The sequence below is a fragment of the Atopobium sp. genome, assembly GCF_034113385.1.
Classification (GTDB): Bacteria; Actinomycetota; Coriobacteriia; order Coriobacteriales; family Atopobiaceae; genus Atopobium.
Genome location: NZ_JAXEXL010000024.1, coordinates 13,301 through 36,627 on the forward strand (window position 1 = coordinate 13,301; position 23,327 = coordinate 36,627).

At 46.1% G+C, this 23,327-nt stretch carries 20 protein-coding genes; 2 read left to right on the plus strand and 18 right to left on the minus strand.

Going from position 1 to position 23,327, the window contains the following annotated elements; translation table 11 throughout:
- Window positions 1-15 precede the first annotated feature (15 nt).
- Together rapZ and uvrC are read right to left on the minus strand one after the other, a co-directional pair.
- Window positions 16-912, minus strand: a complete 897-nt coding sequence (gene rapZ, locus SPD80_RS06860) for an RNase adapter RapZ (protein WP_320829084.1) — start codon at window positions 910-912, stop codon at window positions 16-18.
- Window positions 913-948: 36 nt separating this feature from the next.
- Window positions 949-2,919, minus strand: a complete 1,971-nt coding sequence (uvrC, locus tag SPD80_RS06865; protein ID WP_320829086.1) for an excinuclease ABC subunit UvrC — start codon at window positions 2,917-2,919, stop codon at window positions 949-951.
- Between the two features lie 171 nt (window positions 2,920-3,090).
- On the opposite strand from uvrC, the gene SPD80_RS06870 reads away from it, so the two are divergent.
- The gene (locus SPD80_RS06870) at window positions 3,091-4,329 is read left to right on the plus strand and encodes an ATP-grasp domain-containing protein (protein WP_320829087.1); all 1,239 of its coding nucleotides are present in this window, start codon (window positions 3,091-3,093) and stop codon (window positions 4,327-4,329) included.
- A 107-nt stretch (window positions 4,330-4,436) separates the two neighbouring features.
- Here the strand turns inward: SPD80_RS06870 and SPD80_RS06875 are convergent, their stop codons facing one another.
- The 9 genes from SPD80_RS06875 to SPD80_RS06915 form a co-directional block, all read right to left on the minus strand.
- A complete protein-coding gene (locus tag SPD80_RS06875) occupies window positions 4,437-5,120 on the minus strand; it encodes an N-acetylmannosamine-6-phosphate 2-epimerase (protein ID WP_407061947.1) in 684 nt (227 codons plus the stop codon).
- 81 nt (window positions 5,121-5,201) lie between these two features.
- Window positions 5,202-6,182 carry an ROK family protein gene (locus tag SPD80_RS06880; protein ID WP_320829089.1) on the minus strand — a complete coding sequence of 327 codons (981 nt, stop codon included), beginning with the start codon at window positions 6,180-6,182 and terminating at the stop codon, window positions 5,202-5,204.
- 87 nt (window positions 6,183-6,269) lie between these two features.
- On the minus strand, window positions 6,270-7,190 hold the full coding sequence (locus SPD80_RS06885; protein WP_320604477.1) for a dihydrodipicolinate synthase family protein: 921 nt from the start codon (window positions 7,188-7,190) through the stop codon (window positions 6,270-6,272).
- Entirely contained in the window at window positions 7,187-8,074 is an 888-nt protein-coding gene (locus tag SPD80_RS06890; RefSeq protein ID WP_320604480.1) for an acetylxylan esterase, read from the minus strand. The genes SPD80_RS06885 and SPD80_RS06890 overlap by 4 nt, the downstream gene beginning before the upstream one ends.
- On the minus strand, window positions 8,065-9,045 hold the full coding sequence (locus SPD80_RS06895; protein WP_320829090.1) for an acetylxylan esterase: 981 nt from the start codon (window positions 9,043-9,045) through the stop codon (window positions 8,065-8,067). The genes SPD80_RS06890 and SPD80_RS06895 overlap by 10 nt, the downstream gene beginning before the upstream one ends.
- A 77-nt stretch (window positions 9,046-9,122) precedes the next feature.
- Window positions 9,123-9,962 carry an ABC transporter ATP-binding protein gene (locus tag SPD80_RS06900; protein ID WP_320604506.1) on the minus strand — a complete coding sequence of 280 codons (840 nt, stop codon included), beginning with the start codon at window positions 9,960-9,962 and terminating at the stop codon, window positions 9,123-9,125.
- A 23-nt stretch (window positions 9,963-9,985) separates the two neighbouring features.
- Window positions 9,986-11,998, minus strand: coding sequence for a dipeptide/oligopeptide/nickel ABC transporter permease/ATP-binding protein (locus SPD80_RS06905; protein WP_320829091.1), 2,013 nt, complete (start codon window positions 11,996-11,998; stop codon window positions 9,986-9,988).
- A gap of 2 nt (window positions 11,999-12,000) precedes the next feature.
- Window positions 12,001-12,951 carry an ABC transporter permease gene (locus SPD80_RS06910; RefSeq protein ID WP_320604486.1) on the minus strand — a complete coding sequence of 317 codons (951 nt, stop codon included), beginning with the start codon at window positions 12,949-12,951 and terminating at the stop codon, window positions 12,001-12,003.
- A 130-nt stretch (window positions 12,952-13,081) separates the two neighbouring features.
- Entirely contained in the window at window positions 13,082-14,650 is a 1,569-nt protein-coding gene (locus SPD80_RS06915; protein WP_320829092.1) for an ABC transporter substrate-binding protein, read from the minus strand.
- A 438-nt stretch (window positions 14,651-15,088) separates the two neighbouring features.
- On the opposite strand from SPD80_RS06915, the gene SPD80_RS06920 reads away from it, so the two are divergent.
- Entirely contained in the window at window positions 15,089-16,795 is a 1,707-nt protein-coding gene (locus tag SPD80_RS06920) for an FAD-binding protein (RefSeq protein ID WP_320829094.1), read from the plus strand.
- Window positions 16,796-16,823: 28 nt separating this feature from the next.
- On the opposite strand, the gene SPD80_RS06925 is transcribed toward SPD80_RS06920, so the two are convergent.
- The 7 genes from SPD80_RS06925 to SPD80_RS06955 all read right to left on the minus strand — a co-directional run.
- Window positions 16,824-17,915: a 1-propanol dehydrogenase PduQ gene (locus tag SPD80_RS06925; RefSeq protein WP_320604493.1), complete on the minus strand. Its 1,092-nt coding sequence runs from the start codon at window positions 17,913-17,915 to the stop codon at window positions 16,824-16,826.
- 30 nt (window positions 17,916-17,945) lie between these two features.
- Entirely contained in the window at window positions 17,946-18,821 is an 876-nt protein-coding gene (locus tag SPD80_RS06930; RefSeq protein ID WP_320604495.1) for a MerR family transcriptional regulator, read from the minus strand.
- Complete coding sequence (locus SPD80_RS06935; protein WP_320829095.1) at window positions 18,811-19,536, minus strand: DUF4125 family protein; 726 nt, start codon at window positions 19,534-19,536, stop codon at window positions 18,811-18,813. The genes SPD80_RS06930 and SPD80_RS06935 overlap by 11 nt, the downstream gene beginning before the upstream one ends.
- Window positions 19,533-20,468, minus strand: a complete 936-nt coding sequence (locus tag SPD80_RS06940) for a DUF4037 domain-containing protein (protein ID WP_320604500.1) — start codon at window positions 20,466-20,468, stop codon at window positions 19,533-19,535. The genes SPD80_RS06935 and SPD80_RS06940 overlap by 4 nt, the downstream gene beginning before the upstream one ends.
- Before the next feature lie 46 nt (window positions 20,469-20,514).
- Window positions 20,515-21,324 (minus strand): tetratricopeptide repeat protein, encoded by an 810-nt coding sequence (locus SPD80_RS06945; RefSeq protein WP_320604502.1) that lies wholly within the window; start codon window positions 21,322-21,324, stop codon window positions 20,515-20,517.
- 77 nt (window positions 21,325-21,401) lie between these two features.
- Window positions 21,402-23,072 carry an acetaldehyde dehydrogenase (acetylating) gene (locus SPD80_RS06950; protein WP_320829096.1) on the minus strand — a complete coding sequence of 557 codons (1,671 nt, stop codon included), beginning with the start codon at window positions 23,070-23,072 and terminating at the stop codon, window positions 21,402-21,404.
- A gap of 105 nt (window positions 23,073-23,177) precedes the next feature.
- The coding region (locus SPD80_RS06955) for a BMC domain-containing protein (protein WP_320604508.1) at window positions 23,178-23,327 on the minus strand (150 nt) is incomplete at its 5' end.

The window sequence follows — 23,327 nt, forward strand, 5'->3', positions numbered from 1 at the left end:
CATCTTGATTGATTTCTAGTTAGTATTTGCACGAGGTAAATCACGATGCGATAGATTTACCTGGTAACCCTGTTTGGCCAAATACTGAGCTGTCTGCGTTGCCAAGGTAACAGACCTATGCTGACCGCCCGTACAGCCCACCGCAATAGAAAGTTGCGGTTTACCCTCAGACACATATCCTGGCATAACTGAATCGAGCAAGTTTTCCCACGCAGCCAAAAACTTCTTGGTCTCTGGACGCTCCATTACAAAGTCAGACACCATCTTGTCCTGACCAGTAAGTTTACGCATGGCGGGGTCATAGTAGGGATTAGGCAAAAAACGCACGTCAATAAGGATATCAGCCTCTACTGGCATACCATATTTAAAGCCAAACGAGAAAACATATACTTCCATGAGCTGGGTATCACTCAGCTCGGAATATCGTGCACGAATCTTATTACGCAAGGTAGACGTACGCATTTTAGAAGTATCCAATACCATATCTGCACGATTGCGCACTTCCGTCAGCTGTTTTCTCTCACGGCGAATGGCATGAATGGTATCCTCCCCTTCATTGGCAATGGGATGCCTACGGCGACGCTCAGAAAAACGCCTGCGTAGCACCTCATCTGAAGAGTCCAAAAACATGAGGCTATAAGTAATTTCATGGTCTGCTAAGCTATCGAGCTTATCTAACAGCTCGTCAAACAAACCTTGGCTTCGCAAATCACATACAATGGCCAAATGACGACCAATTCCGCTGTTAATACCCACAATTTTTGCCAAAGTAAGCATAAGCTCGGGTGGTAGATTGTCAATAACGTAATAGCCAAGATCTTCAAAAATATGCATGGCTTCAGTACGCCCAGCGCCACTCATGCCAGTAATAACAACAATGTCGGGGACTTTGGTTTTGCTTGCGTTAGCCATAGACTCTCCAAAAAACGTACGTAGTTCTAGTATATGCTACTTGCCTGTAGCTGCACGTTTGCGTGTTTTTGCCAACTCTGCATCCCAAGCGCGTAAGGTCTCATACACGTTTTGCGCTACAGCTTGTGGAATGCCAGGAACTGCAGCAATCTCTTCCAATGAAGCTGCACGTAGTTTCTTCATGCTACCAAATGCCTTTTTAAGTGCTTTTTTACGCGTAGCACCAACACCATCAATCTCATCCAAAAGAGAGACGGTCATGGCTTTATCACGCAGCTCACGATGGAAGGTAATAGCAAAACGATGAGCCTCGTCACGAACTTGCTTAACTAAATACAATGACGCAGAACCAGATGGCAACACAACCGGTGCATCATCCCACAACACAAACAATTCCTCGTCTGACTTAGCAAGGCCAGCCATAGGAATATCTACACCTAATTCTGCCAGTTGTTTGCGGGCTGCATTAAGCTGAGGTTTACCACCATCCAAAATAAGAAGGTCAGGTTTTTTACCAAAACGCTCATCTGCCATGCGCTGTGGACCATATCGACGTTCCATAACTTCTGCCATAGATACCACATCATTTGCTTCAGTGAGAGGAGTTTTAATCTTAAAGCGACGGTATTGAGAGGTATCTGGCTTACCTGCCGTAAAGACAACCATTGAAGCAACCGTATGCTTACCGTGAATGGTTGAAATATCAAAGCATTCAATACGCAGAGGTGGTCCATCCAACGCCAGCGCACTTTCCAGCTGCATAAGTGCATCATTCGTGCGTTTATCGTCATAGCCACTACGAAGCTCATAGCGCATAAGTGCATGGTGCGCGTTTGTGGAAGCCATGCTTGCTAGATGGGCCTTCTCGCCACGTTGTGGAACGTGCAATACAACTTTACGGCCACGTTTTGTGCTCAGCCACTCCTCAAGCGCTTGAGCGTCAACCACCTCAACGGGAATGTTTACCTCCAGTGGTATATCTGCGGTCTGTTCGTAGTAACGCTTTACAAAACCAGAAACCAGCTCTTGTTCGGGCACATCATTGCCCTTATCCAAAATGAACTCACAGTTACGAATAACACGTCCTTCTCGAACAAGAAATATACAGGCACCTGCAATGGTCTCTTCACGCCAAAAGCCGATAAAATCTGCATCAAGCGGCGTGGGAAATACCACACGCTGTTTATCATCTAGACTTTTAATGATGTCCAAACGACGCTTGATGCGACCAGCTTTTTCGAAGTCAAGCTGTGCTGCCGCATCATGCATATGAGCAGTAAGCTCCGAGATAAACGTACCGCGATGACCAGATAAAAAGTCTTCTACCAAACGTACGTTTTGTGCATATGCTTGTGGTGTAATCTCTCCTGCACATACACCAGGTCCTTTGCCCACATGAAAGTCAAAACAGGGACGGCCCTGCTGCGCACATATAAGCTGGATAATGTCTTTATCATCAGGATGGGACTGAGCCAAACGGTTAACGCGACGCCACTCCGCACAAGTGCCCACACAAAAGGGGGTAACTTTGCGCACAATATCTATCATTTCGCGCGCAGATTTTGCATCCGTATAGGGACCAAAATAACGCGTAGAGGGCTTATGTTTCTCACGCGTGTACTTAAGTGCTGGAAAAACATCACCCTTGGTAAGAGCAATATAGGGATAGCTTTTATCGTCTTTAAGATCAACGTTATACGGCGGATGATATTGCTGAATAAGGTTGATTTCGAGCACTAATGCCTCATGCTCAGAACCAACTACCACATAATCAAAACCCGCGGTCTCATCCATCAAGAACGGGATTTTAATGCGCTCATCTGTGCCATGCACATACTGACGCATGCGCGCGCGCAAATTCTTTGCCTTACCAACATACAGTACCTTACCAGCAGCGTTCTTCCATAGATAGCAACCAGGGTCTGTAGGCACCTGATTAACCAGCTCTATGAGCGCGGGGTCTACCAAATTATGTGAACCGTGTGATATGTTATGCAAGTCTGACATAGCTTCATACTACCCAACTTGTGCGTTTATCGAGGCTTTGATGCCCATCTTTTTACTAAACCTCACATGATATAATCCATATATTTGCTGCTTAAACGCGCAAAGCATCTGTCTGGCACAGGGAATAGACACAGCTCGTGGCAACGCTTGCGCTTATTACAAGGAGATACCATGACCGCCTCCACACATCGCTTAGACATAGTACCCGTCGTAATTGGGGGCGACATTGGGGCATACGCCTTGGCTCGTGAGTTTAATGAAGCCATTGGAGCAAAGCCCATCCTCATCAATACGGGTTTTATTGGTGCCATTTCTCACTCTAAAATTTTGACAACTCATACCGTCAAAACACTCGATGATACGTGCTTATTAGAAGCACTAACGCAGTTGAGCATCTCTGCTGCCGAGAAAACCCTCCTCTTGGTAGCAAACACAGACCAGCTTATTGAGCTGCTTGAACGCATTCATAACCAGCTGCCTTCCAATGTGGTATGCCCCATTCCTTCTTGGGAGGCCTTCAATGCCGTGTGTGATAAAGCAATCTTTGCACAGCTGTGTGAAGCACATGGCCTTGCTGTTCCCGCAACGGAAGTAGTTCACCTTGCAGGTACCAGCTCCATTGCTCCCACCGCGTTAAGCTTTCCCGTCATTGCTAAACCTGCAGAATCCGCCAGTTATTACACCACGCTTATTAAGGGCTTTAAAAAGGTCTATTACATCAACAAGCAGTCTGAATTGGATACGCTCTGGACTGACCTGCGTAAATCAGGCTTTGACGGTGACTTTCTTGTGCAACATCTTATTGGTGGTGACGATACCTATATGGACTCTATCACCATATACATGGGCACAGATGGCAAAGCCCAGCTGTTGGGTGCAGCGCAGGTACTTCTAGAAGATCACGCCCCTGCAATGCTGGGCAACCCTGTTGCTATGGTCATTCGCGAGAAACCCGAACTGTGGACCAAGATAGAGCATATGCTACAAAGCATTAACTACCGTGGTTTTGCCAATTTTGACATTAAGCGTGACCCCGTAGATGGAACAGAGTATTTTCTTGATTGCAATCCCCGCATTGGGCGCAATTCTTACTATACCTGCGCTGGTGGTGTTAACCCCATGCAGATTTTGATAAGCGACGTCATTGATGGCATGGCTCAGTCAGTTCAAATTGCTAACCAACCGGCCTTATACACATTAGTACCCCTATCCCTCATGCGAAAATATATTCGTGATCCCCAGCTTATGGATGAGGTCAATCGTTTGATTTCTACCAATAAGGTAGTCAACCCTCAACATAATCCTGCCGATAAGGGTGCAAAACGCCTGCTTGATGTGTTTCTAACTGAAAGTAATCAAATCCGCAAGTTTGCAAAATACTACCCCGAAGCCACAGATACCTCATTTTAAGCACTATCATCTTGCTGCAATTTTGCTGCAAAAATAATGACCAGAAAGAAAAGTTTTCTTCTGGTCATTTTTGCATGTCTCTTGATACGTTCAAACAAACAACAAGCTTAGTTTTGCATTGCCGCAACAAACCAACTGGTAATAGATGTTGGATGTGTAATACCTGTACCTACCACCACAGACCACGCGCCAGCATCAAGGGCCGCCTTAGCATCTGCTGGAGTATGTACATGCCCCTCACATACTACAGGAAAACCAGGAAACTCTGTTGCTGCTTGCTTAAGCAGAGGAATATCGGGGCCTTCATCCATAGTGGTATCAATAGCAGCCTTGTTATGAGAAAGCGTAGTAGACACAATGTCACAGCCACAGGCTACGCCACGACGAATATCTTCAATGGTCATACAATCAGCCATAATAAGAACATCCGACTGTTTCTTAATCTCTGCTACTGTTTCTTCAAACGTACGACCATCAGGGCGCGGACGATCCGTAGCATCAAGCGCAACAATATCACAGCCCGCATGTACACAAGCCATAGCATGGCGTAAGGTGGGGGTAATATACACACCCTCATGACCTTCCTTCCAAAGGCCAATGACAGGTACGTCTACCTGACCTTTAATGGCTGATATATCCGCCAAACCTTGGCATCTAATTGCAGCAGCGCCACCCTTTTGCACGGCTAAAGAAAGCGCTGCCATAATATCTGGCCTGCGTAGAGGCTCACCAGGATATGCTTGTACGCTTACAACGAGCTTGCCGTGAATTGCCTCTAAAATGGAATTCATACCCATCTCCAAAAGTTACCAAAGTTGCCTGTACATCTTGTTAGAACTATTTGCGAGAAACCCCTATACGTGCTGACTTGCTCACTCACCTGCCGGCTCTATAACATAACCAAGCGTAAGGAAGTTTTCTGCTGCACCAATCAAGGGAGCATTGCCACCAAGCTTACCTTCCAAGATGGGTGTTTGTGCAACAGGGTCCATAGCCTGAGACGCAAAACCTTGAGCCAAAGCCTCATGCCAATAAAACGTACACTGAGCCACCGAACCAGAAAGCACTATAGCGTGAGGATCAAGCATATTGCACATACTACCCAACACAGTACCAATAGCATAACCAGAGCGAGCCTCTGCACGCTGCGCGGCTTCATCTCCAGCCAATGCCCGCTTATCTATATCTGCTCCATTAATGGGCGTGCCATCTTCCAAGGTAGCTGAACCACCAAATTCAACATATGAATTGATAATGCCCGGACCAGCCGCCACCGTTTCCAAATGAGAACTACGACCACAAGCACAGGGTTTATCAGCAGCCTCTGCACATAACACATGGCCAATGCAACCCGCTACATCATGAGCGCCCCGTAAGATATGGTTATCAACGATAAAAGCGCCACCAATGCCAGTTCCAACTGCCATAACTAAGCAGCTTGCGCTCCCCTTACCTGCACCCCAACGAGCCTCACCTAGGGCATGCGCATGAACATCGTTAAGGGCCTTTGTGGGAAGTCCACTTGCTACCTGCACCTCACTGGCAAGCTTGGTGCCTGTCCAACCAGGCATAATCTCATTGGCAAACGTTACGTCACCCGTAAGCGGGTTGATGACACCAGCACTAGAAATGCCAACACCTCTAAGCTCAATACCTTGGCTTTGGGCGGCTTTCTTAGTAGTGAGTACCTGTTGTATAACTGTAGCCAATACCTGAGGACCACCCGCAGCTGCATGAGTTGGCACCTGAGTGACCTGCACAACTTGAGGGGCACCATCACCAAACAACACGATACCAGCTGCAATCTTTGTTCCGCCAATATCTACAGCTATCACAGCGATTTTCTCTGCCATAACTCATCCTTTATACAAGCTATTTCTTACATGTCCTGCCAAAACCAACGCAGCCTCATCGTGCAAGAAATACACGCTATCTACTGTTTAGAGCAAACCGTTTGCCTGAAGCACCTCGCGGATTTTCTCTACATTTTTGCCTTCCATTGCCTTAACGGGACGAGGCATCTGATTAGTAGAGAAAATGCCCATAAGCCACAAGGCGGTTTTAAAGGCACCCACGCCACCTGCATAACCTTGCAAACCAGACGTTACGTCAAAGATATGAGAAAGCTCGTTAAGCTTATCTTGCTCTGCCTTGACATCTGCCCAGTTACCAGCCTGATAAGCCTTCCACATACGAACATAACCTTCAGGGTCAACATTTGCCAAACCAGGAACGGAACCGTCTGCACCAGACAAGTAGGCACCGTCTACCACAATCTCATGACCTGTAAGCAGGCTCATAGGATGGCCTGCCTTTTGGTTTTCTTGGCACAGATAACGGAAGTTAACGTCATCACCAGAGGAGTCTTTAACACCGGCAAGGGTGCCCTCTTTTCCCAGTTCAATGGCGAGTTTCCAAGGAAGCTTGGTATGCACACAAACAGGAATGTCATAAGCAAATACGGGCACAGAAAGCTCACGTGCCAAGATGCGGAAATGCTCTGCCATCTCGGTTAGACCGCCCAGTGCATAAAAAGGCGCTGTTGCTACCACAGCATCTGCACCCAAGCGCTCTGCCTGACGACCATGGGCAAGTACACGCTCCGTCTCTGTGTCAATAATGCCAATCAACACAGGAACACGATGATTTACAATGCGAACAGCCTCACGGATTATCTGCTCACGAACCTCATCGGTAGAGAAAACCACCTCGCCAGATGATCCCAAGAAAAACAAGCCATCTACACCAGCATCAATCATCCTGTTGATGAGCTTCTCAAAAGAAGCCACGTCCAACGTGTGGTCCTCAAGCTCAGGAACGACTACGGGAGGTATGACGCCAGAAATTTTAAAATCACTCATGAATCTTTCCTTTCGAAGTGAATAAACTGCAATATCTCGTCTTCAAAGTCATTAATACGCTCATAACCCCACTTGGGGTATGAAACAAGTTTCTTGTTTGCGGAGCCTAACAGATTATATAAAGCTTCCAGAGCAGCAACTTGCGCTTCTTGACCAAGCTGACCAATACCAAAAAGCGTTGGTGCAACAACCTGTGGTGCATAGGTCATACAATCTATCTTGGCAAGCTGTTCAAAGAGCTTGTCTGCCTGGAGTGCTTGCGGATCTGTATACCTAAAATACCTATGAATACCTGCATAAATTGGAGCACTTGCATCAGTTTGCCAGGCATGGCGTATGTTGGTTGGACAAGGATTGAGAAGAGCGAGCTTAGCCACACGGCAACCCATAATTCCTGCAAGGTCAAGTGCCAATCCTGCACCCGTGCCTTCTCCCACCACAGCAATATGAGTTGTTTTGGTTTGAGGTAACCGACAGATAAGCTCAAAGGTAAGCACACTATCTTTAATGAGCGTCAAAAACTGCCCACCGCCACAAGAGGCAATGTCATGCGACCACAGTCGCTGCTCCAACATAACTACGCGATACCCCAACGCTACCCAACGGGTAAGATGCGCCCAGCCACGAGGTCCTTGGCTTATATCATGAAAATACATAATGGTTGGGTAACTTGTTTGTGCGTTGTCTTTTGGAGTAAGCATACGCGCACGCAAGGTGGTGCCATCCATAGCTACAAATGCGATATGTTCATACTGAGCTCTAGATGATTGATTACCAACATAGACAGCATGGAGTGTATAGTCACAACTACCTGCATAATCTGCTATTAAACTAAACTCCAGCTCATTGGTGGAAAGTGGACCCTTTGTTGTTACTAGCAACATGCGTCTAACCCTCCCCCACAAAAGAAGTTAATAACCATATCATCAAAAGCGGGGATTTCTTCATGTCCAAACTCAGGAAACAGTATGTGTTGCTTAGGGCAAGTCATAGCATGGTACACCGCATATTGTGTAGGCAACGGACACACCTCATCTACAAGACCCGTACCAAACAATACTTCCGCACGAACTAAATGAGCAAATGAAAGCGAATCAATATAGCCGAGCTGCGCAAACATCTCTTGAGCGTGCATGCCTCTTGCATCAAACCAACGTGCATAATAGCGCAAGCCTTCATACGCAATTTGATCCGCGCCCAGCTCACATACCTTTTGAAAATCAGACAAAAACGGATAGAGAATCGCCGCACGCTTGATTACATCTGGATTGAGTGCGCAGGTAGCAATACCTACGCCACCTCCCTGTGAATCACCATAGACCTGCACGTTAGTGGCGTCCAAACCATCTAGCTCTTGCACAATGCGACATAAAATACGGATATTTTGATGAAGGCGCACGTAATACATATCCTTTGCAGGGCCATCAAGACCGGCAATCAAATGACCAGCAACGGTAGACCCCTTATAGCCACCTAAATCCTGGCTGCGACCTCCCTGACCAGGATTATCCATGGTGATGGTAGTAAAACCCATTCCTGCAAATGAACAGTTTTCTAACCAGCTGCGCGTACGCCCAGGATACCCATGAAAACGTAATACCACTGGCAAAGGTGTATGAAAAAGGGGGCGCAAAAAGCGAGCATAGAGGCGCGCTCCACCCATACCTTTAAACCATAGGTTATAAAACTCACACGTAGGATACGGGTCCACCTCTGCAGGTTCAAGCGTATAACATAACGCCACATCATCTGCTTCACGCATACGGTCTGCCCAAAACTCATCAAAATCTACCGGAATGGGATTGGTCCCCCGGTAGGCTTCAAGAATCTTTTGTTGTTCTAACGAGATAGGCATCTACAATACTTCCGCATAATGTGTTAGAAAGATGCCTCGCCTATACGCGAGGCATCTTAAGAGTATGAATCCCTCAACTACTGGCCAAGTTTAGGATGAAGCAGCGAAGGAGCAGCACCGAGCAAAAGCTTGGTGTAGTCATCCTGGGGCTTCTCAAAAATATCCTTTGCAGGTCCCTGCTCGACCACTTTGCCACCATTCATAACCATAATGTCGTCAGAAATATAACGAACAGTTTGAATATCGTGACTGATAAAGACCATAGCAAGACCGAGGTCACGCTTAAGATCAGTAAGCAGATTCAAAATCTGTGCACGAACAGAAACATCCAGTGCAGAGGTGGGCTCATCCGCAATAATGGCATCAGGCCCAATTGCTAAAGCACGTGCAATAGCAACACGTTGACGCTGACCACCAGACAACTGACCAGGCAAAGCCTCCAGGGAACTAGAAGGCAAACCAACCATGCCAATAAGATCACGAACACGGCGCTCGCGCTCGACCGGCGTAAGAACACTGTGAACAAGCATGGGATCAAGCAACTGATCATGTACGGACATGCGAGCATTGAGGGCTGTTGCAGGATCTTGGAAAACAACCGAGATAACGCGACCAATTTTAAGGCGATCAGCGGCAGTGCGCTTGGTTACATCGTTACCCTTAAAGAAAACGTGACCAGAAGTAGGAGCCTGCAAGCCGCACATTACGTTTGCAGTCGTAGACTTGCCACAACCAGACTCGCCTACAATGCCCAAGGTCTTGCCAGGCATCAGACGCAAAGTTACACCCTGAACAGCGTGTACAAGGTTGGGGTGCAAAAGAGAACCCGTGCGCGTACGGAAGGTAACGTGTACATCATCCAGATAAATAATGGGAGTTACACCATCAATGGTGCCGTCATCAATAGTTACTGGCATGTTCTTCTCGACAGTTGTGCCACTCATGCCACACCTCCTTCAAGAAACGAAGTCAGTCCTGCAGCTGCAAGAGCCTCGTCAGGCAACTCAGAGACTACGTGATGAGTACCAGGAATCTCCTTCAAAACTGGATGAACATCAATGCCAACTTCAGGATGGCTTGAACGTGGAGCAAAGCGGTCACCCGGAGCAAAATCCTGAGGGCTGGGTACCGTACCAGGAACTTGGTGCAAACGACCAGCGCCACCTTCAATAGAAATAACCGAGCCCAAAAGGCCGCGTGTATATTCATGAATGGGGTTGGTGAGAAGTTCCTTGGTAGGAGCCTGCTCAATAACCTGACCTGCATACATAACGGTAATATCGGAAGCTACCTCAGCAACTAAGGCCAAATCATGCGATACAAAAATCATGGCAAAGCCCAACTTAGCCTGCAATTCATTAAGGAGCTTAATAACCTGCTTTTGGACAGTCACATCCAAAGCAGTAGTAGGCTCATCGCAGATAACAAGCTTAGGATCGCGCGTAAGTGCCATAGCAATTAAAACACGCTGACGCTGGCCACCAGACAACTCGTGGGGATAACTTTCCAAAACACGCTTAGGATCCAAACCTACCAAAGACAATAAATCTTCAGCAGAACGAGTACCTCCGCGGTCGGTGAGCTGCTTCATCTGGGACTTAATAAGCATGGAAGGGTTAAGAGAACTCAAGGCATCCTGATATACCATTGCAATCTCATGACCACGAAGATCATTGCGCTGCTTATCGGACATCTCCAGCAAGTTCTTGCCCTCATACAAAACCTCGCCCGAAATCTGGGCACGGCTATCGATAAGCCCCATGATGGTAAGAGAAGTGATGGATTTACCACAACCAGACTCGCCTACAAGACCCATGGTTTGGCCAGGCCGCACATCAAAACTTACATGATCTACTACATTAACGTCGCCATGGCGTGGAAACTTAATGCACAAATCTTTAACCCGCAGTAATGGCTCAACACTATAGTCAGGTACATGACGATCGGTACGTGCACCCTCTACGGCAGCCAATGCGGTAAGAGACTTAGTAAGAGACTCAGCCTGAGCAGCATACGCAGCTACCGGATCTGCAACAAGGCGATCTGCCTCACGCACTGCCTCAGGATCATGATCTTCCACGGGTGCAGAAGGAGCAGCTACTAAAGCATCTGTAATGCCCTCGGAAAGGATGTTAAGGCACAAGCAGGTAATCATGATTGCCATGCCGGGATACATTGCTTGCCACCAACGACCAGCCAAAACGCCGCCACGTGCATCTGCAATAATATTGCCCCAGGTTGGCGTAGGCTCCTGAATACCAGCAGAGATAAAGGTAAGAGAAGCCTCAAAAATAATAGCATCTGCAACCAACGTTACTGCATAAACCATAATGGGTGCAATGCAATTACGCATAACGTGACGCCATAAAATCCAAGGTGCACGAGCGCCAGACACCACAACAGCGCGAACATAATCTTCGCCATATTCGCTCACGATATTTGCACGTACTAAACGTGCAATCTGAGGAATATACATAAAGCCAATAGAGAAAATAATTCCAGGCATGCTATTGCCCAAAATGGATACAAATACCGCAGCCAATGCAATACCTGGGAACGACATAATCACGTCTAAGATACGCATGATGAGCTCAGAAATCCACTTACGAGAAACAGCAGCAAAAGAGCCAAGAATGGAACCAACTATGAGAGCAACACCCGTTGCACTAAAGCCAATAACCAAAGAGAAACGACCGCCATACAAAATACGAGATAAAACATCACGGCCCTTATCGTCAGTACCAAACAAGAAGTTTGGAGAAGGTGCCTGACGAGCAAGAAAAATCTCAAAGGGGTCATGCGGTGCAATAAACGAAGCAAAAATTGCACTCAAAGCAACCAAAGCTAAAACCACCAAAGAAATCTTGGAAGCGGTACTCATACGCTTAAAGCCAGCAAACTTTGCTTTTTTCTGCACTGCTTCTTCTACTGCAGCAGCTTGATTTTTACGCATGATTACACCGTCCTTATCCTGGGGTTGATAAGGATGTACAGCATGTCAACCACAATGTTGATGATAATAAACGACAAAGCAACAACAATAACAACGCCTTGTACTAGATTGGGCTCATTACCCTGAATACCAGTGGTAATTGCAGTACCCATACCGGGAAGAGCAAAGATGACCTCAATGACAACAGCACCACCAAGCAAGTAACCAATCTTCATGCCAAGGGTAGTAACAGGGGTGATAAGTGCGTTGCGCAAGACATTTTTTGCAATAACGGTCCGCTTGGGGATACCAGCACCAATAGCAGTACGCACGTAATCTTTGTCCAGCTCTTCTACCATGGCAGTACGAATAACACGCGTGAGCTGACCAGACAAAGGAGTGCCCAGTGCAATAGCTGGCATAATCATGCGACGCCACCAACCAAGCGTAAACAGTGTGGGCAAAGGCCCCGATGCAGGAAGTGCATGCAAATTAGCAGAGAGAAGCAAAATGAGCAGTACTGCAAGCCAAAATGAAGGTGTAGCCAACGACAAAATCGAAAGAACACGAATAAGTTGGTCGGGCCAACGATCCCTATACAAAGCAGCAATAATACCCAAAACAAATGCTAAAACAGCGCCAATGATAAGACCCAGGAATGTAAGCTGCATGGTAATAGGCAGTGCATCGGCAATCTTGGCATTGACCGAAGAATTGTTAACGCCATAGGTACCGAGGTCTCCCTGCAAAAAACCTCCCATATAGCGAACGTAACGAATGGGCAGCGGATCGTCGAGACCATGTGCTGCATGATACTGGGCCACTGCTTCAGGTGTAACGTTTTCTCCAAGCTGCGAATAAGCAGGATCTACGGGAGAGAACGACATAAGAACAAACACCAGAAGTGTTGCACCAAGAACCATAAAGGGCAAGGCAATAATCCTTCGCCCAATGAGTCTCAGAAGATTACTCACTGTGCTGCTCCTCTCTCTTTCGTGCTTTTCACAAAGAGGTCTCGAGCACCTCGTGGTTCTCGAGACCTCCCCTTTATCAAAAAACTTTAGTGCAACATATGTTGCGTATAGCTGTATATCCTAGATTGGTTTACTTGGCCTTTGCACCAACCGTATATACACCGGTGGTACCAATACCCTTAAAGTCAGCAATCTTATCCTCGTAATAAGCAGTGTTAACCTGCTTGTGTACTACAGGATACAGTGGGGCGTACTCGGCAATAATATCAAAGCACTGATTCCAAATATCCTGCTGCTCGGAACCTTCCTTAGTAACAGCCTTAGCCATGAGCTCCTGAAGCTCCTTGCACTTAGGATCGTCTGCCCACTGGGTGCGCTTCTGGGTCCAGGTATTGTTTCCATAGAACCAGCTCATAAGCAAATCTGGGTCATTACCAAAGCAGGAAGGATCGCCAGGTGCAAGAACAATGTCATAGCTCTGCGGATCTTGGTCAATTGCGGAGTACATAGCAGAAGACTGGTTCTTCTGGATTTCTACCTTAAAGCCAAGAGCCTCAAGATCTTGCTGCACCTGTGCGGACATGGAAACTACGAAGTCAGCATCGGTAGTGGAAAGGGTAATCTTGCCAGGTGTGTAACCAGCCTCAGCAAGAAGAGCCTTTGCCTTGTCTACATCATGAGTATAAACGGTAGCTGCCTTGTGGAAGTTCGCGTGATTCTCGGGAAGGTAGCTGCTCAAGGCTGCTGCCTGACCAGAGAAAGTATTGGAAATTATCTTGTCCACATCAAGCGCATAACGGCAAGCCTGGCGTACCTTCACGTTATCAAAGGGAGCCTTGGTTGCATTCATCATCATAAAGACCAAGCCAAAGCCCTGTACAGTATCTACCTTAGCACCAGCAGATTTAATACCCTCTACGTCCTCTGCGGGTACGGATTCCATAATCATATCCGTGCCCTCACTAAAGGCGGTTTTACGAGCAGTGGCGTCCACCTGAACATCCCACTGCATCATACCAGCGCCAGCCTTAAAGCTACCGTTGTAGTGCTCATTGGGCTTGGCGGTAACCTGTACTTCACCATCGACCTTATCGTATGCCCAAGGACCAGAACCAATAGGCTTAGTGGTAAGCGTCTCATCATCCATAGATGCAGGAACAATACGAACAATAGCAAGACGCTGCTTAAGCAGTGAGAAGGGATATGCGGTCTTTACGGTTACCGTGGTATCATTCTTCTTCTCGATTGAAGCAATAGGAGCCAACATTGGAATATAGATATTGCCCTCAGCAGTGCAGCGCTCAAAGGACTTGACAACATCGTCTGCGGTTACGGGAGTACCGTCAGAGAACTTAGCATCCTTGCGCAGTGCAATCTCAAAGGTGGTGTCATCTACCTTGGTAGGCTCATCCTCAGCTGCAAGCTCCTTATGAATGGAGTAATCACGGTAATCAAAGCCATACAGACCCTCTACTACATGCCAGTTAGTACCACAAGCTAAAGCAGAAGACGTGTTAGATGGATGGAAATTCTTGGTCTTGTAAGCATTAGCAATGGCGATGGTGGCGTTAGTGTTTGCGGTAACTTCTTGAGGCTTTTTCTCGCCACCGCAACCTACCAAGCCAAGGCCCAAAAAGGCGGCAGCAGTAGAAGTTGCGCCAAGGAACGAACGACGAGTCATACCAACGTTGTGAAGCATCTCTCGATCTCCAATCTCGAGTACGCCGCGCGAGACATTGTGCCGCGCGCATGTAAACCTTACAACTTGCCGTGCACTTGCGTTAATAGTATTGAGAAATGCCAACTGATACACCAACTGTTGGACAAATAATCGCTGAGCGGGCTAAAACATTCGATACATGGTACAAAAAAGATTATTTCTTGACGAAATAGGGCAAATGCATTCTTATTTTCTTGCTAAACTGGCATATCACTTGAGAGCGAATTTCTCATCAATACAAAAGTTGGCTATAAACTAGTATTCATTATTTGCAATAAAACGGGTATACAGGCAAACTTTTCAGAGACAAGGCGCGGGCTCAAGCTCAAACAACCAATAACTGGTATATCGCTCGCTTAAGCACAGCGCTGGCACCGTACGATTTACGTTGTCTATCACATACTTAAAGGATATTTTATGCATGCAGATACAGTCTACACCGCTCCTTATGATGTTCTTGTTGTTGGGTCGGGCATTGCCGGCTGTACTGCCGCTATAAGCGCTGCTCAAGCGGGCGCACGGGTGGTACTTGCCAGCTATGGGCCACTTTTTTCTGGTTCAAGTTTTTATAAGGGTACGTGGGGCCTTGGCCTTATTGCTCCTCTTAATGAGGCTGACGAGAAAGACCTTGAGCAGACTATCCTTTCCGTTGGCTGCCAGGTTGCTGACCCTCACCTCGTACACACGTTTGTCCATGCTATACAGTCCAGCATTACCTGGCTGGAGCATGAGTGCCACACAAAACTGCGTCATGCAAGCGCTTCTGCTGCTTTACAGCGTGACTATCTACCCTGCTTTGACCATAAGCATCGACGCTGGTATGGATTGGAACACGATGCTCTTATACAATCCTTTCGCACGCTCTTTAAAAAGCTCGGTATTACCACGCTTCCCCATCACAGTCTGCTCGACCTCATTGAGTCTCATAATTGTATTGCCGGAGCTTTACTGTATGATCACAACTCCCATATACCCAAAAGCATACAAGCACCTGCTGTTGTACTAGCCACAGGTGGCTTTGGTGGTTTGTTTTGTCCCACACTTACCCAACCAGAAGTACTATCCACTGCACACGCCATTACACTCAAACATGGCTGCTCGCTCGTAAATGCCGAGTTTATCCAGCTCATGCCTACCATCATACATCCTGTTCACGGAGTTGTTTTTAACGAGAAAACCTTTAAATATGCACGTATAACTAACAAAGAAGGGCAGGTACTTACACAAGCAACTACCACTACCCTTGATGCTCGCTCAGAGCATGGCCCCTTCTCTTGTAGGCTTTCTGATGCAAAGCTCGATTTGGAAATCGCTCAGCAACCTTCGGGCACAGCCTTTGTTACCTATACCATGCCTACACAAGTCCCCGAGTTTATGCAAACGTATTTTGAATGGCTGGCACGTACTGCTCAAGTCACTCCTCAAGACACGCTTGAAATTGCTCTGTGGCCACATGCTTCCAATGGAGGAATCTTTATAGCTGAAGATGGCAGATGTATTGGTGGACCAACAGGCCTTTATGCCGCAGGAGAAGCATGTGGTGGTGTGCACGGAGCAGACCGATTAGGTGGTTTGTCAAGCGCAAATGCGCTGGTATTTGGGCGTATATCCGGCACTACTGCAGCCTTACATGCACGCAATATCAAACAATCTCCCAACGCGACCACATCATATATGTGCGCTCATACTGCCTGCTGCAATGCAAGTGCACACTTTACAGACAATGCCGCATCCTTGCATGCGCAAGAACTCATCAAGACCATTCGTATGTATATCCAACAATCTTGTGTACTCAATCGCAGCGAAGAAACACTTGCTGCAACGGCACAAAAACTCAATTGGCTACAACAGACTGCTCATGATGAAGCCTACACCTATGACGAGCTTCCCATTCATGAGCAAGAACAGATTACTCTGCAAGAATGGAATGATTGTCTTGCCCGTACCAACTTCCAACAAAACCTCTTGCTTGAAGCACAGGCACTCGTAGTTGCCATGCGCGCACGTACGGAAAGTCGTGGAAGCCATTATCGAAAGGATTTCCCACACCAATTAAAAGCTTGCGAGCGCATACACCGCATCCTTTTAGATAAGCAAGGGCTACGGTGCATACACCTTACATAAAGCACACCCACAGACTTACAACCGTTAACTAACCGCGAAATGCAAGACGATATATATTGATTAAGTCCTGCTGTGACACATAACGAACATTAGTGGGTGTACAACGGTCATGCTGAGCCGCTTGCGCCATGGCAACAAGCTCATTTTCAAAAGTTGTTGCATCAATACAACTCAATTCAGATAAAGACGCTTCCACATCCAGTGTACGAAGGAACTGTACAATTTTTTCCAGTAGCGCGCGTGCATCCGCCAAGCCAAGCTCACGCGCAAGCTGATTGTACGGCTTAACATAGTTTGAATCACTTATATGAAACGCTATGACATACGGCATAAGAACAGCAATAAGCCTACCGTGAGCCACATGAAACCGCCCACCTAAAGCATGTGCCAATGAATGATTGATGCCAAGACCTGCATTGGTAAAGGCAATGCCAGCTGCACAGGCAGCTTCCATCATGCGCTCACGACTCCGCATAGCCATACCATCACGATATACAACAGGCAAATCTTCAAATATGGTGCGCAATACTTTTACTGATAATGCTTGCGAGAAGGACGTAGCTTCAATGCTCACATACGATTCTAGAGCATGAGATAGGGCATCAAGACCAGTATCCACCGTGATACGAGGGGGAACAGAGCGAGTAAAATCTGCCTCAAGCAATGCTCCATCAGGGGCTAAGAAATCATCTATGAGTGCTATCTTGTTAGGACCACGCGTAATAATCGCAAAATTAGTAACTTCTGATCCAGTTCCTGCTGTAGTGGGGATAGCCAAGAAATACGGTTTTTTTAATCCACGTTCATGTGCAAAATAAAGAATTGCTTTAGTAGCATCAATACATGAACCTCCACCAAAAGAAATAACAAGATCAGGCTTAACATCACAAATCATCTCAACGCCTTCATCCACCAACTCTTGGCTAGGATCTGGTTTGACGTTGGAATAGATGTGGTGCGCCGCTTTTTGTGGCAGATATTGAATCATTTTATGTACCATGCCAGACTTTGCTAAAAAGTCATCGGTAATTACAAGCACTTGAGAGTAATCGAGTGTTCCAAGGTGCTGTATTGCCTGCATTCCAAAGAAGAGCTCTGTTTTAAGTTTAAATTCTTTCATTGCATATCTTCTTTCCCTGAGAGTACCAACTTATGAGCAAGACGCTGAACTCTCATCGGTCTTAATGGGCACAAGAATTTCGGTTACAAAAAGATTTGAATCATAGGTGGTCCAGTAATCAGTTACAAATCGCATATAGCAGCCATCCTGTAGGTGATATCCTGCACGTTTGGCAAAGGTAGCCATACGATTACATGTTTCATAAAACTTATTAAACGGGCCAATATGATACGCAGCTAAGTACATTCCACCATTCATACGATACGTATTTTCGGGAGCAATGGGACGCATGGCCTTTTGAAGCAGATGTACTTCACAAGGAGCGGCATCGCATGAGGCTTCCCGGGCTTGATCCAATGAATTAAAACGAATTATCACAGGGCCAGTAATGGCGTTATCGCATTTTTCGACAAAAGCCGCAAAGTCCAAGCTTACAACTGCTTCTGCATAATTTCCTGTAAAGCGGTATGGCATATGAATAAGATCTGCACAGTCTTTATATTTCACGCCAATACTAAAAGGTCTTACACTGAGAACAAAGCTCGCTTCACTTACCAGGCGATTCCAATCATCTAGTGCTTCTCGCTGCTCGGCAAGTTTACGAGCCTCTTGATCATATTGATCCAGGCGCTTTTCAAAGCTATGCATAACTTGACTAAGATTTTTACTCCTGAGCATGGGGGCAATCTCTTTAAGAGAAAAACCGAGCATTCTTAGATAGCGAATAACTGGCAGTTTAAGCATCGTCTGTAAGGAGTAATAACGATAGTTATTATCATCCACAAAATCTGGTTCCAATAGTTTTAACTTATTATAGTGGCGAAGTGTACGCTGAGAAATACCTCCCATCCGACTGACTTCACCAATCTGATAAAGCTTTTCTTTCTTTGCATTGTCACAACTCATTGCTCAACCTCCCCTCCACTGCTTGCATTACGCGCATCGTAAAAATATACGTTCTTACAATGGGATTATGTCCTCGCTTTGTCATATCGCTCAGTGCATCTACCAAAGAAAATAACGAACCCAAACGAAAGGGCACAAGCTCGGCAATAAAGTAATCCAATGAAGAAATATGATTTGTAAGAGTAGTATCAGGACGAGCATGATGATGTGTCACAGGAAGAGTTTGCTTTGCAAGAAGTAGCTGTTCTTTCAAAATCTGATATATCTCATCTAAAACCTGTTTTTTCACCTGTGAAGGCTGATCAAGATTCCCACATACCATGCGCTTATATTCTTCGGGACTGCTCAGACACATCATGCGCGCATATTTTTCTGCAATCAAATTTTTGCCATTTTGCTGCGCATGCTCAAGTGCTTCAACTGCGCCATCAAGTAAAACTTCAGGAAATGCTACATACTGCGCGGTTCGGTATATAAAAAATGAGCGGGCGTCATCCTGACAAGCAGCCCTGCCATCAATACTTTTTACAAGGTCAAACTGCTCCCACTCCAGCAAAACTGCCTTCTTGAGCAGTGTGCAAAACAACCTACTCTTACCAAGATCATTCAATAAACTAGTAACCTCTGGAAAGTCAAAATAGTCATCTATTTGATACTGGTAAGCAGAGCAATTTTTTTGCAGGTTCCTAGGGTTTCTCGTAACAGATAGTGTCATAAACGATACGCCCCCTCACCAAGTGGACGTGAACGTAATTCCTTGCTATCGAGCGTATGCCATATATCATATGCAGCATCAAGCAAAAAATCTCCTGGTGCAAAAGTCCAACCCAATTTCCGTACCGAACCAAGTACAACAGCGCATACATATTCGACTTCCTGTATATCAAGACCATCTATTGGAAGTTGTGCAATATGTTGTATGAGCGTACAAAGTGAATTTGGAACACAGGCACGCTCTGCCAATGAACGAAAAGACCACTTGTAATAAGGCATATAACAACGAGCCAGCAAGTGTAAAACTGCCATAGTAGCCCACAGAAATTCTGTACGTGCCGCATCCGCTGCAACAAAATCAGATCGTTTAATACAACGTAAAAGATTATATTGCCCCGCTTGCGCCATTTGAGCCATATTGGCAGCAACCTTTTTACGAAGAACCACTTCAGGATAAAACCGTAAAAGTTCATGGCGAATAGAAGTAAAAAATCCTGAGGGGTCAAAAAACACTTCTCCATTAACAGCCATTGCCAACAGTTGTTCGGGAATAGCAAGCCATTCCGTATCTGTTTGAGGAACCTGGTCAAGACCAGTAAAGGAACGATAAAAAGCTTGTGTCTCAAAGACGCCTACACGCTGCTGTGCAAGTGCGCTCTCCTTACGTCGCATACCCTTAAAAGTAGAAGGCAAGGCTGCGTAGCGATGAATAAATTCATCTTTCCAAATCTCATACGTATTAGCAGGAAGCCATATACAAAAACCTGGACCAAAATCATGATCACAAGAAAGCTCATCATCAAAGCCTAAACACTCAGATCCGGCACCTACAAGGCCTATAGCAATACAATCTGTAATCTCACGAGGGAGTCCATCAAAAAGAGTAGACTTATATGCAGCAAAGTACTGCCTTGATATATCAAGCCCTTTCATCTTACTCTCCTCTCGCTCTATCCAACATATTTGAGCTGTGTTCTTATTACAGCTCTTGCCACCTATAAGTACGTTCGAGTTTTTCCATACGCTGTGCTTCACGCATAAGGGCTTCAACTGTTGGCGATACGCCCAGTTTTTCCCGTGTTAGTTGAGCAGCCCATTGATAACATGCGCGCGCATGTCTATAACGTCCCTGTAAATAGGCAATTTGTCCCGCCACAGCCAAAGCGTAAGGGCGATGAATATCTCGGCCATGGTGTAAGGTTTCAAAAGCAATGAGTGCGGGCGCAAGAACTTTGCCTGCTTCAACTAGACAACCTTCATCGACAAGCGACTGAGCTAAGTTGATGGCATTCACAGCACGCTTATCTTCAGAACTAGGCACATTTTCTAAAAGTTGTGCAGCGCGTTTTAGTTCTTGCTTTGCTTGTGTAAATTGTCTCAATCCCCGATAAGCACTACTACGATTATTGCAGAGGGCACTCAGTTCAAATGAATTGTCTTGCTCATCACCCATAAGTTTTTCGGCCTTATCAAAAACTTGAATCGCACGCTTATACTTTCCCCAGGCTACATAAACATCTCCTAGGTTTATGAGCACACGAGCATAGACGAGTGCATCTGCATCCTCACGCTCAAGAAGCAAAAGTGTCTTTTTGTAAAGATGCTCTGCCTCTGTAAATTCTCCACGCACGCGGAAAAGACTGCCCAGTTCATTTGCCGCTGCAATTACCATGGCAGTATTGCCCTCAAGCTGAGCCAAATGCAGCTGATTTTGCAAATAACCAATCACATCTGCACCTGGCTCGCTAAAAAGACGATCAAGCTCCTGATAGAAATGTATTGTTTCCATACACAACCCTATGCGTCTTAATGAGGGCTTATCTTGTTCAGCGCATTTCTCTTCGCTTTAGTCGCCAAACAAACCTTTTAATGACCACCTCTAAATGCTGCCACTAGCTCATCAACCATATTCTTAAGATCATCTACGCCAATCTCACCATCTGAGGAAGAGGTGGGCGCTACTGGCTGGCTCAAAGAAGAGCAGCTATTACAACCTACCGAATAACTAATAGGAGACTGATGACCTACGGGCATCTCAATACCAAGGTCATGCTCCACGCTCTCGGCAGGAGCCGTGTAAGAAGCCTGGGTTTGCTGTACTTGATGCGTTGCGTGATGAGCAAAGCTGTTCACAAGCTCAGGATGATAACGAGCAAAAACCTCATCATGTCCCACAAGATCATCGGGCTCTATAAGACCATTTACTACACGCTTTACATTAATAAGGTGCTGAGGGCCAACATTTTCAGAGATTGAACTTCCTCCCCAGGTTCCACAACCTAAGGTAAGCGCTACCTCAAGACCAGTAGAAAGACCTGTGCCACCTTGGGTACCACCTGTATTAATAAGAATACGTGAAGCAGGCTTGACAGAGAACTTGCGTACGATTGTTTTATCTTCTGTATGGATGCTCATGGTATGACCGATACCATTTTGCAACAGAGCAATTGAAAGGTCGCAAGCTTCTTCCCAGTTATCCACGGTATAAAATGCCAATACACACGTAAGCTTCTCGAAGGAAAGAGGCCACTTATCACCAACACCCGCCTGCTCACCAATGAGTACCTTGGTGCCTTCAGGGATAGTAATACCTGCAGCCCGAGCAATAGTCTGAGGATCTCTACCTACAAACTTTGGACTCATAGCATGACCATTGCGGAATAACAAAGAGCACACTTGAGCGCATTCTTCCTCAGTTAAGAAATATCCGCCTTGGCTCTTAAATTCCGAAACAACGGCATCACGGTTGCACGTCTCACAGATAATGCTTTGCTCAGAAGCGCATATGGTTCCGTTATCAAAAGTTTTAGATGCAATGATACGCTTTACCGCTGCATGAACATCAGCTGTACGCTCAATGTAAGCAGGAGAATTACCAGCGCCCACACCCAAAGCGGGTTTACCAGAGCTATACGCGGCCTTCACCATAGCAGGGCCACCTGTAGCAATAATCATATCTACCTCAGGTGCATGCATAAGCGTTTCTGCAGCTGCCATACTAGAAACCGTAATACCCTGGATGCAATTCTCGGGAGCACCTGCACCTACCGCTGCATCACTCATAATTTTGATAGCTAAGTTAGTACATTTGGCAGCTTGAGGATGAGGAGAAAAGACAATTGCATTACGAGACTTAAGTGCAATTATCGATTTATAAATTACTGTTGAAGTAGGATTGGTAGACGGAGTAATGCCCATAAGCAAACCAACTGGCTCTGCAATGGTAATAACTTCGTTTTCCTCATCCACGTCAATAACACCAATGGTCTTCTTAGTTTTGATTTGCTCATACAGCAAACCAGAAGCCATATGATTCTTATATATCTTGTCATGAACGTTACCAAAGCCTGTTTCATCTACAGCCATTTGTGCAAGCGCCTCGGCATTTTGCTCTGCAGCGTCAACCATGGCACGCAAAATAGCATCGATCTGCTCGCAGGTATATGTTGCAAGCTGATTTGCTGCAACTTTACCTTTTCGAGCTAGATCTCGTGCTGCTTGGATGCTTTGGAGATCGTAATCGAATTCTTGCATCATAACTCTTTTCATATTGACGTCCTACACAAAGACAAATTTCATATTGACGTCCTACACAAAGACAAATCGAGCGCAATCCAACGCGCTAACTTTTGCTTTGCGTTCTTACTTTGCACCAGGCAAAATGGACTCAACCATGCCATCAGGACGTGGGATAACATGTACGGAGAGAAGCTCACCTACGCGCTGAGCTGCTGCAGCACCAGCATCGGTAGCTGCCTTAACAGCACCCACATCACCGCGTACAAAAACGGT

Coding starts and splice junctions, on each gene's coding strand:
- rapZ (WP_320829084.1), bottom strand. CDS start 912: ATGGCTAACGCAAGCAAAACCAAAGTCCCCGACATTGTTGTTATTACT.
- uvrC (WP_320829086.1), bottom strand. CDS start 2,919: ATGTCAGACTTGCATAACATATCACACGGTTCACATAATTTGGTAGAC.
- SPD80_RS06870 (WP_320829087.1), top strand. CDS start 3,091: ATGACCGCCTCCACACATCGCTTAGACATAGTACCCGTCGTAATTGGG.
- SPD80_RS06875 (WP_407061947.1), bottom strand. CDS start 5,120: ATGAATTCCATTTTAGAGGCAATTCACGGCAAGCTCGTTGTAAGCGTA.
- SPD80_RS06880 (WP_320829089.1), bottom strand. CDS start 6,182: ATGGCAGAGAAAATCGCTGTGATAGCTGTAGATATTGGCGGAACAAAG.
- SPD80_RS06885 (WP_320604477.1), bottom strand. CDS start 7,190: ATGAGTGATTTTAAAATTTCTGGCGTCATACCTCCCGTAGTCGTTCCT.
- SPD80_RS06890 (WP_320604480.1), bottom strand. CDS start 8,074: ATGTTGCTAGTAACAACAAAGGGTCCACTTTCCACCAATGAGCTGGAG.
- SPD80_RS06895 (WP_320829090.1), bottom strand. CDS start 9,045: ATGCCTATCTCGTTAGAACAACAAAAGATTCTTGAAGCCTACCGGGGG.
- SPD80_RS06900 (WP_320604506.1), bottom strand. CDS start 9,962: ATGCCAGTAACTATTGATGACGGCACCATTGATGGTGTAACTCCCATT.
- SPD80_RS06905 (WP_320829091.1), bottom strand. CDS start 11,998: ATGCGTAAAAATCAAGCTGCTGCAGTAGAAGAAGCAGTGCAGAAAAAA.
- SPD80_RS06915 (WP_320829092.1), bottom strand. CDS start 14,650: ATGCTTCACAACGTTGGTATGACTCGTCGTTCGTTCCTTGGCGCAACT.
- SPD80_RS06920 (WP_320829094.1), top strand. CDS start 15,089: ATGCATGCAGATACAGTCTACACCGCTCCTTATGATGTTCTTGTTGTT.
- SPD80_RS06925 (WP_320604493.1), bottom strand. CDS start 17,915: ATGAAAGAATTTAAACTTAAAACAGAGCTCTTCTTTGGAATGCAGGCA.
- SPD80_RS06930 (WP_320604495.1), bottom strand. CDS start 18,821: ATGAGTTGTGACAATGCAAAGAAAGAAAAGCTTTATCAGATTGGTGAA.
- SPD80_RS06935 (WP_320829095.1), bottom strand. CDS start 19,536: ATGACACTATCTGTTACGAGAAACCCTAGGAACCTGCAAAAAAATTGC.
- SPD80_RS06940 (WP_320604500.1), bottom strand. CDS start 20,468: ATGAAAGGGCTTGATATATCAAGGCAGTACTTTGCTGCATATAAGTCT.
- SPD80_RS06945 (WP_320604502.1), bottom strand. CDS start 21,324: ATGGAAACAATACATTTCTATCAGGAGCTTGATCGTCTTTTTAGCGAG.
- SPD80_RS06950 (WP_320829096.1), bottom strand. CDS start 23,072: ATGATGCAAGAATTCGATTACGATCTCCAAAGCATCCAAGCAGCACGA.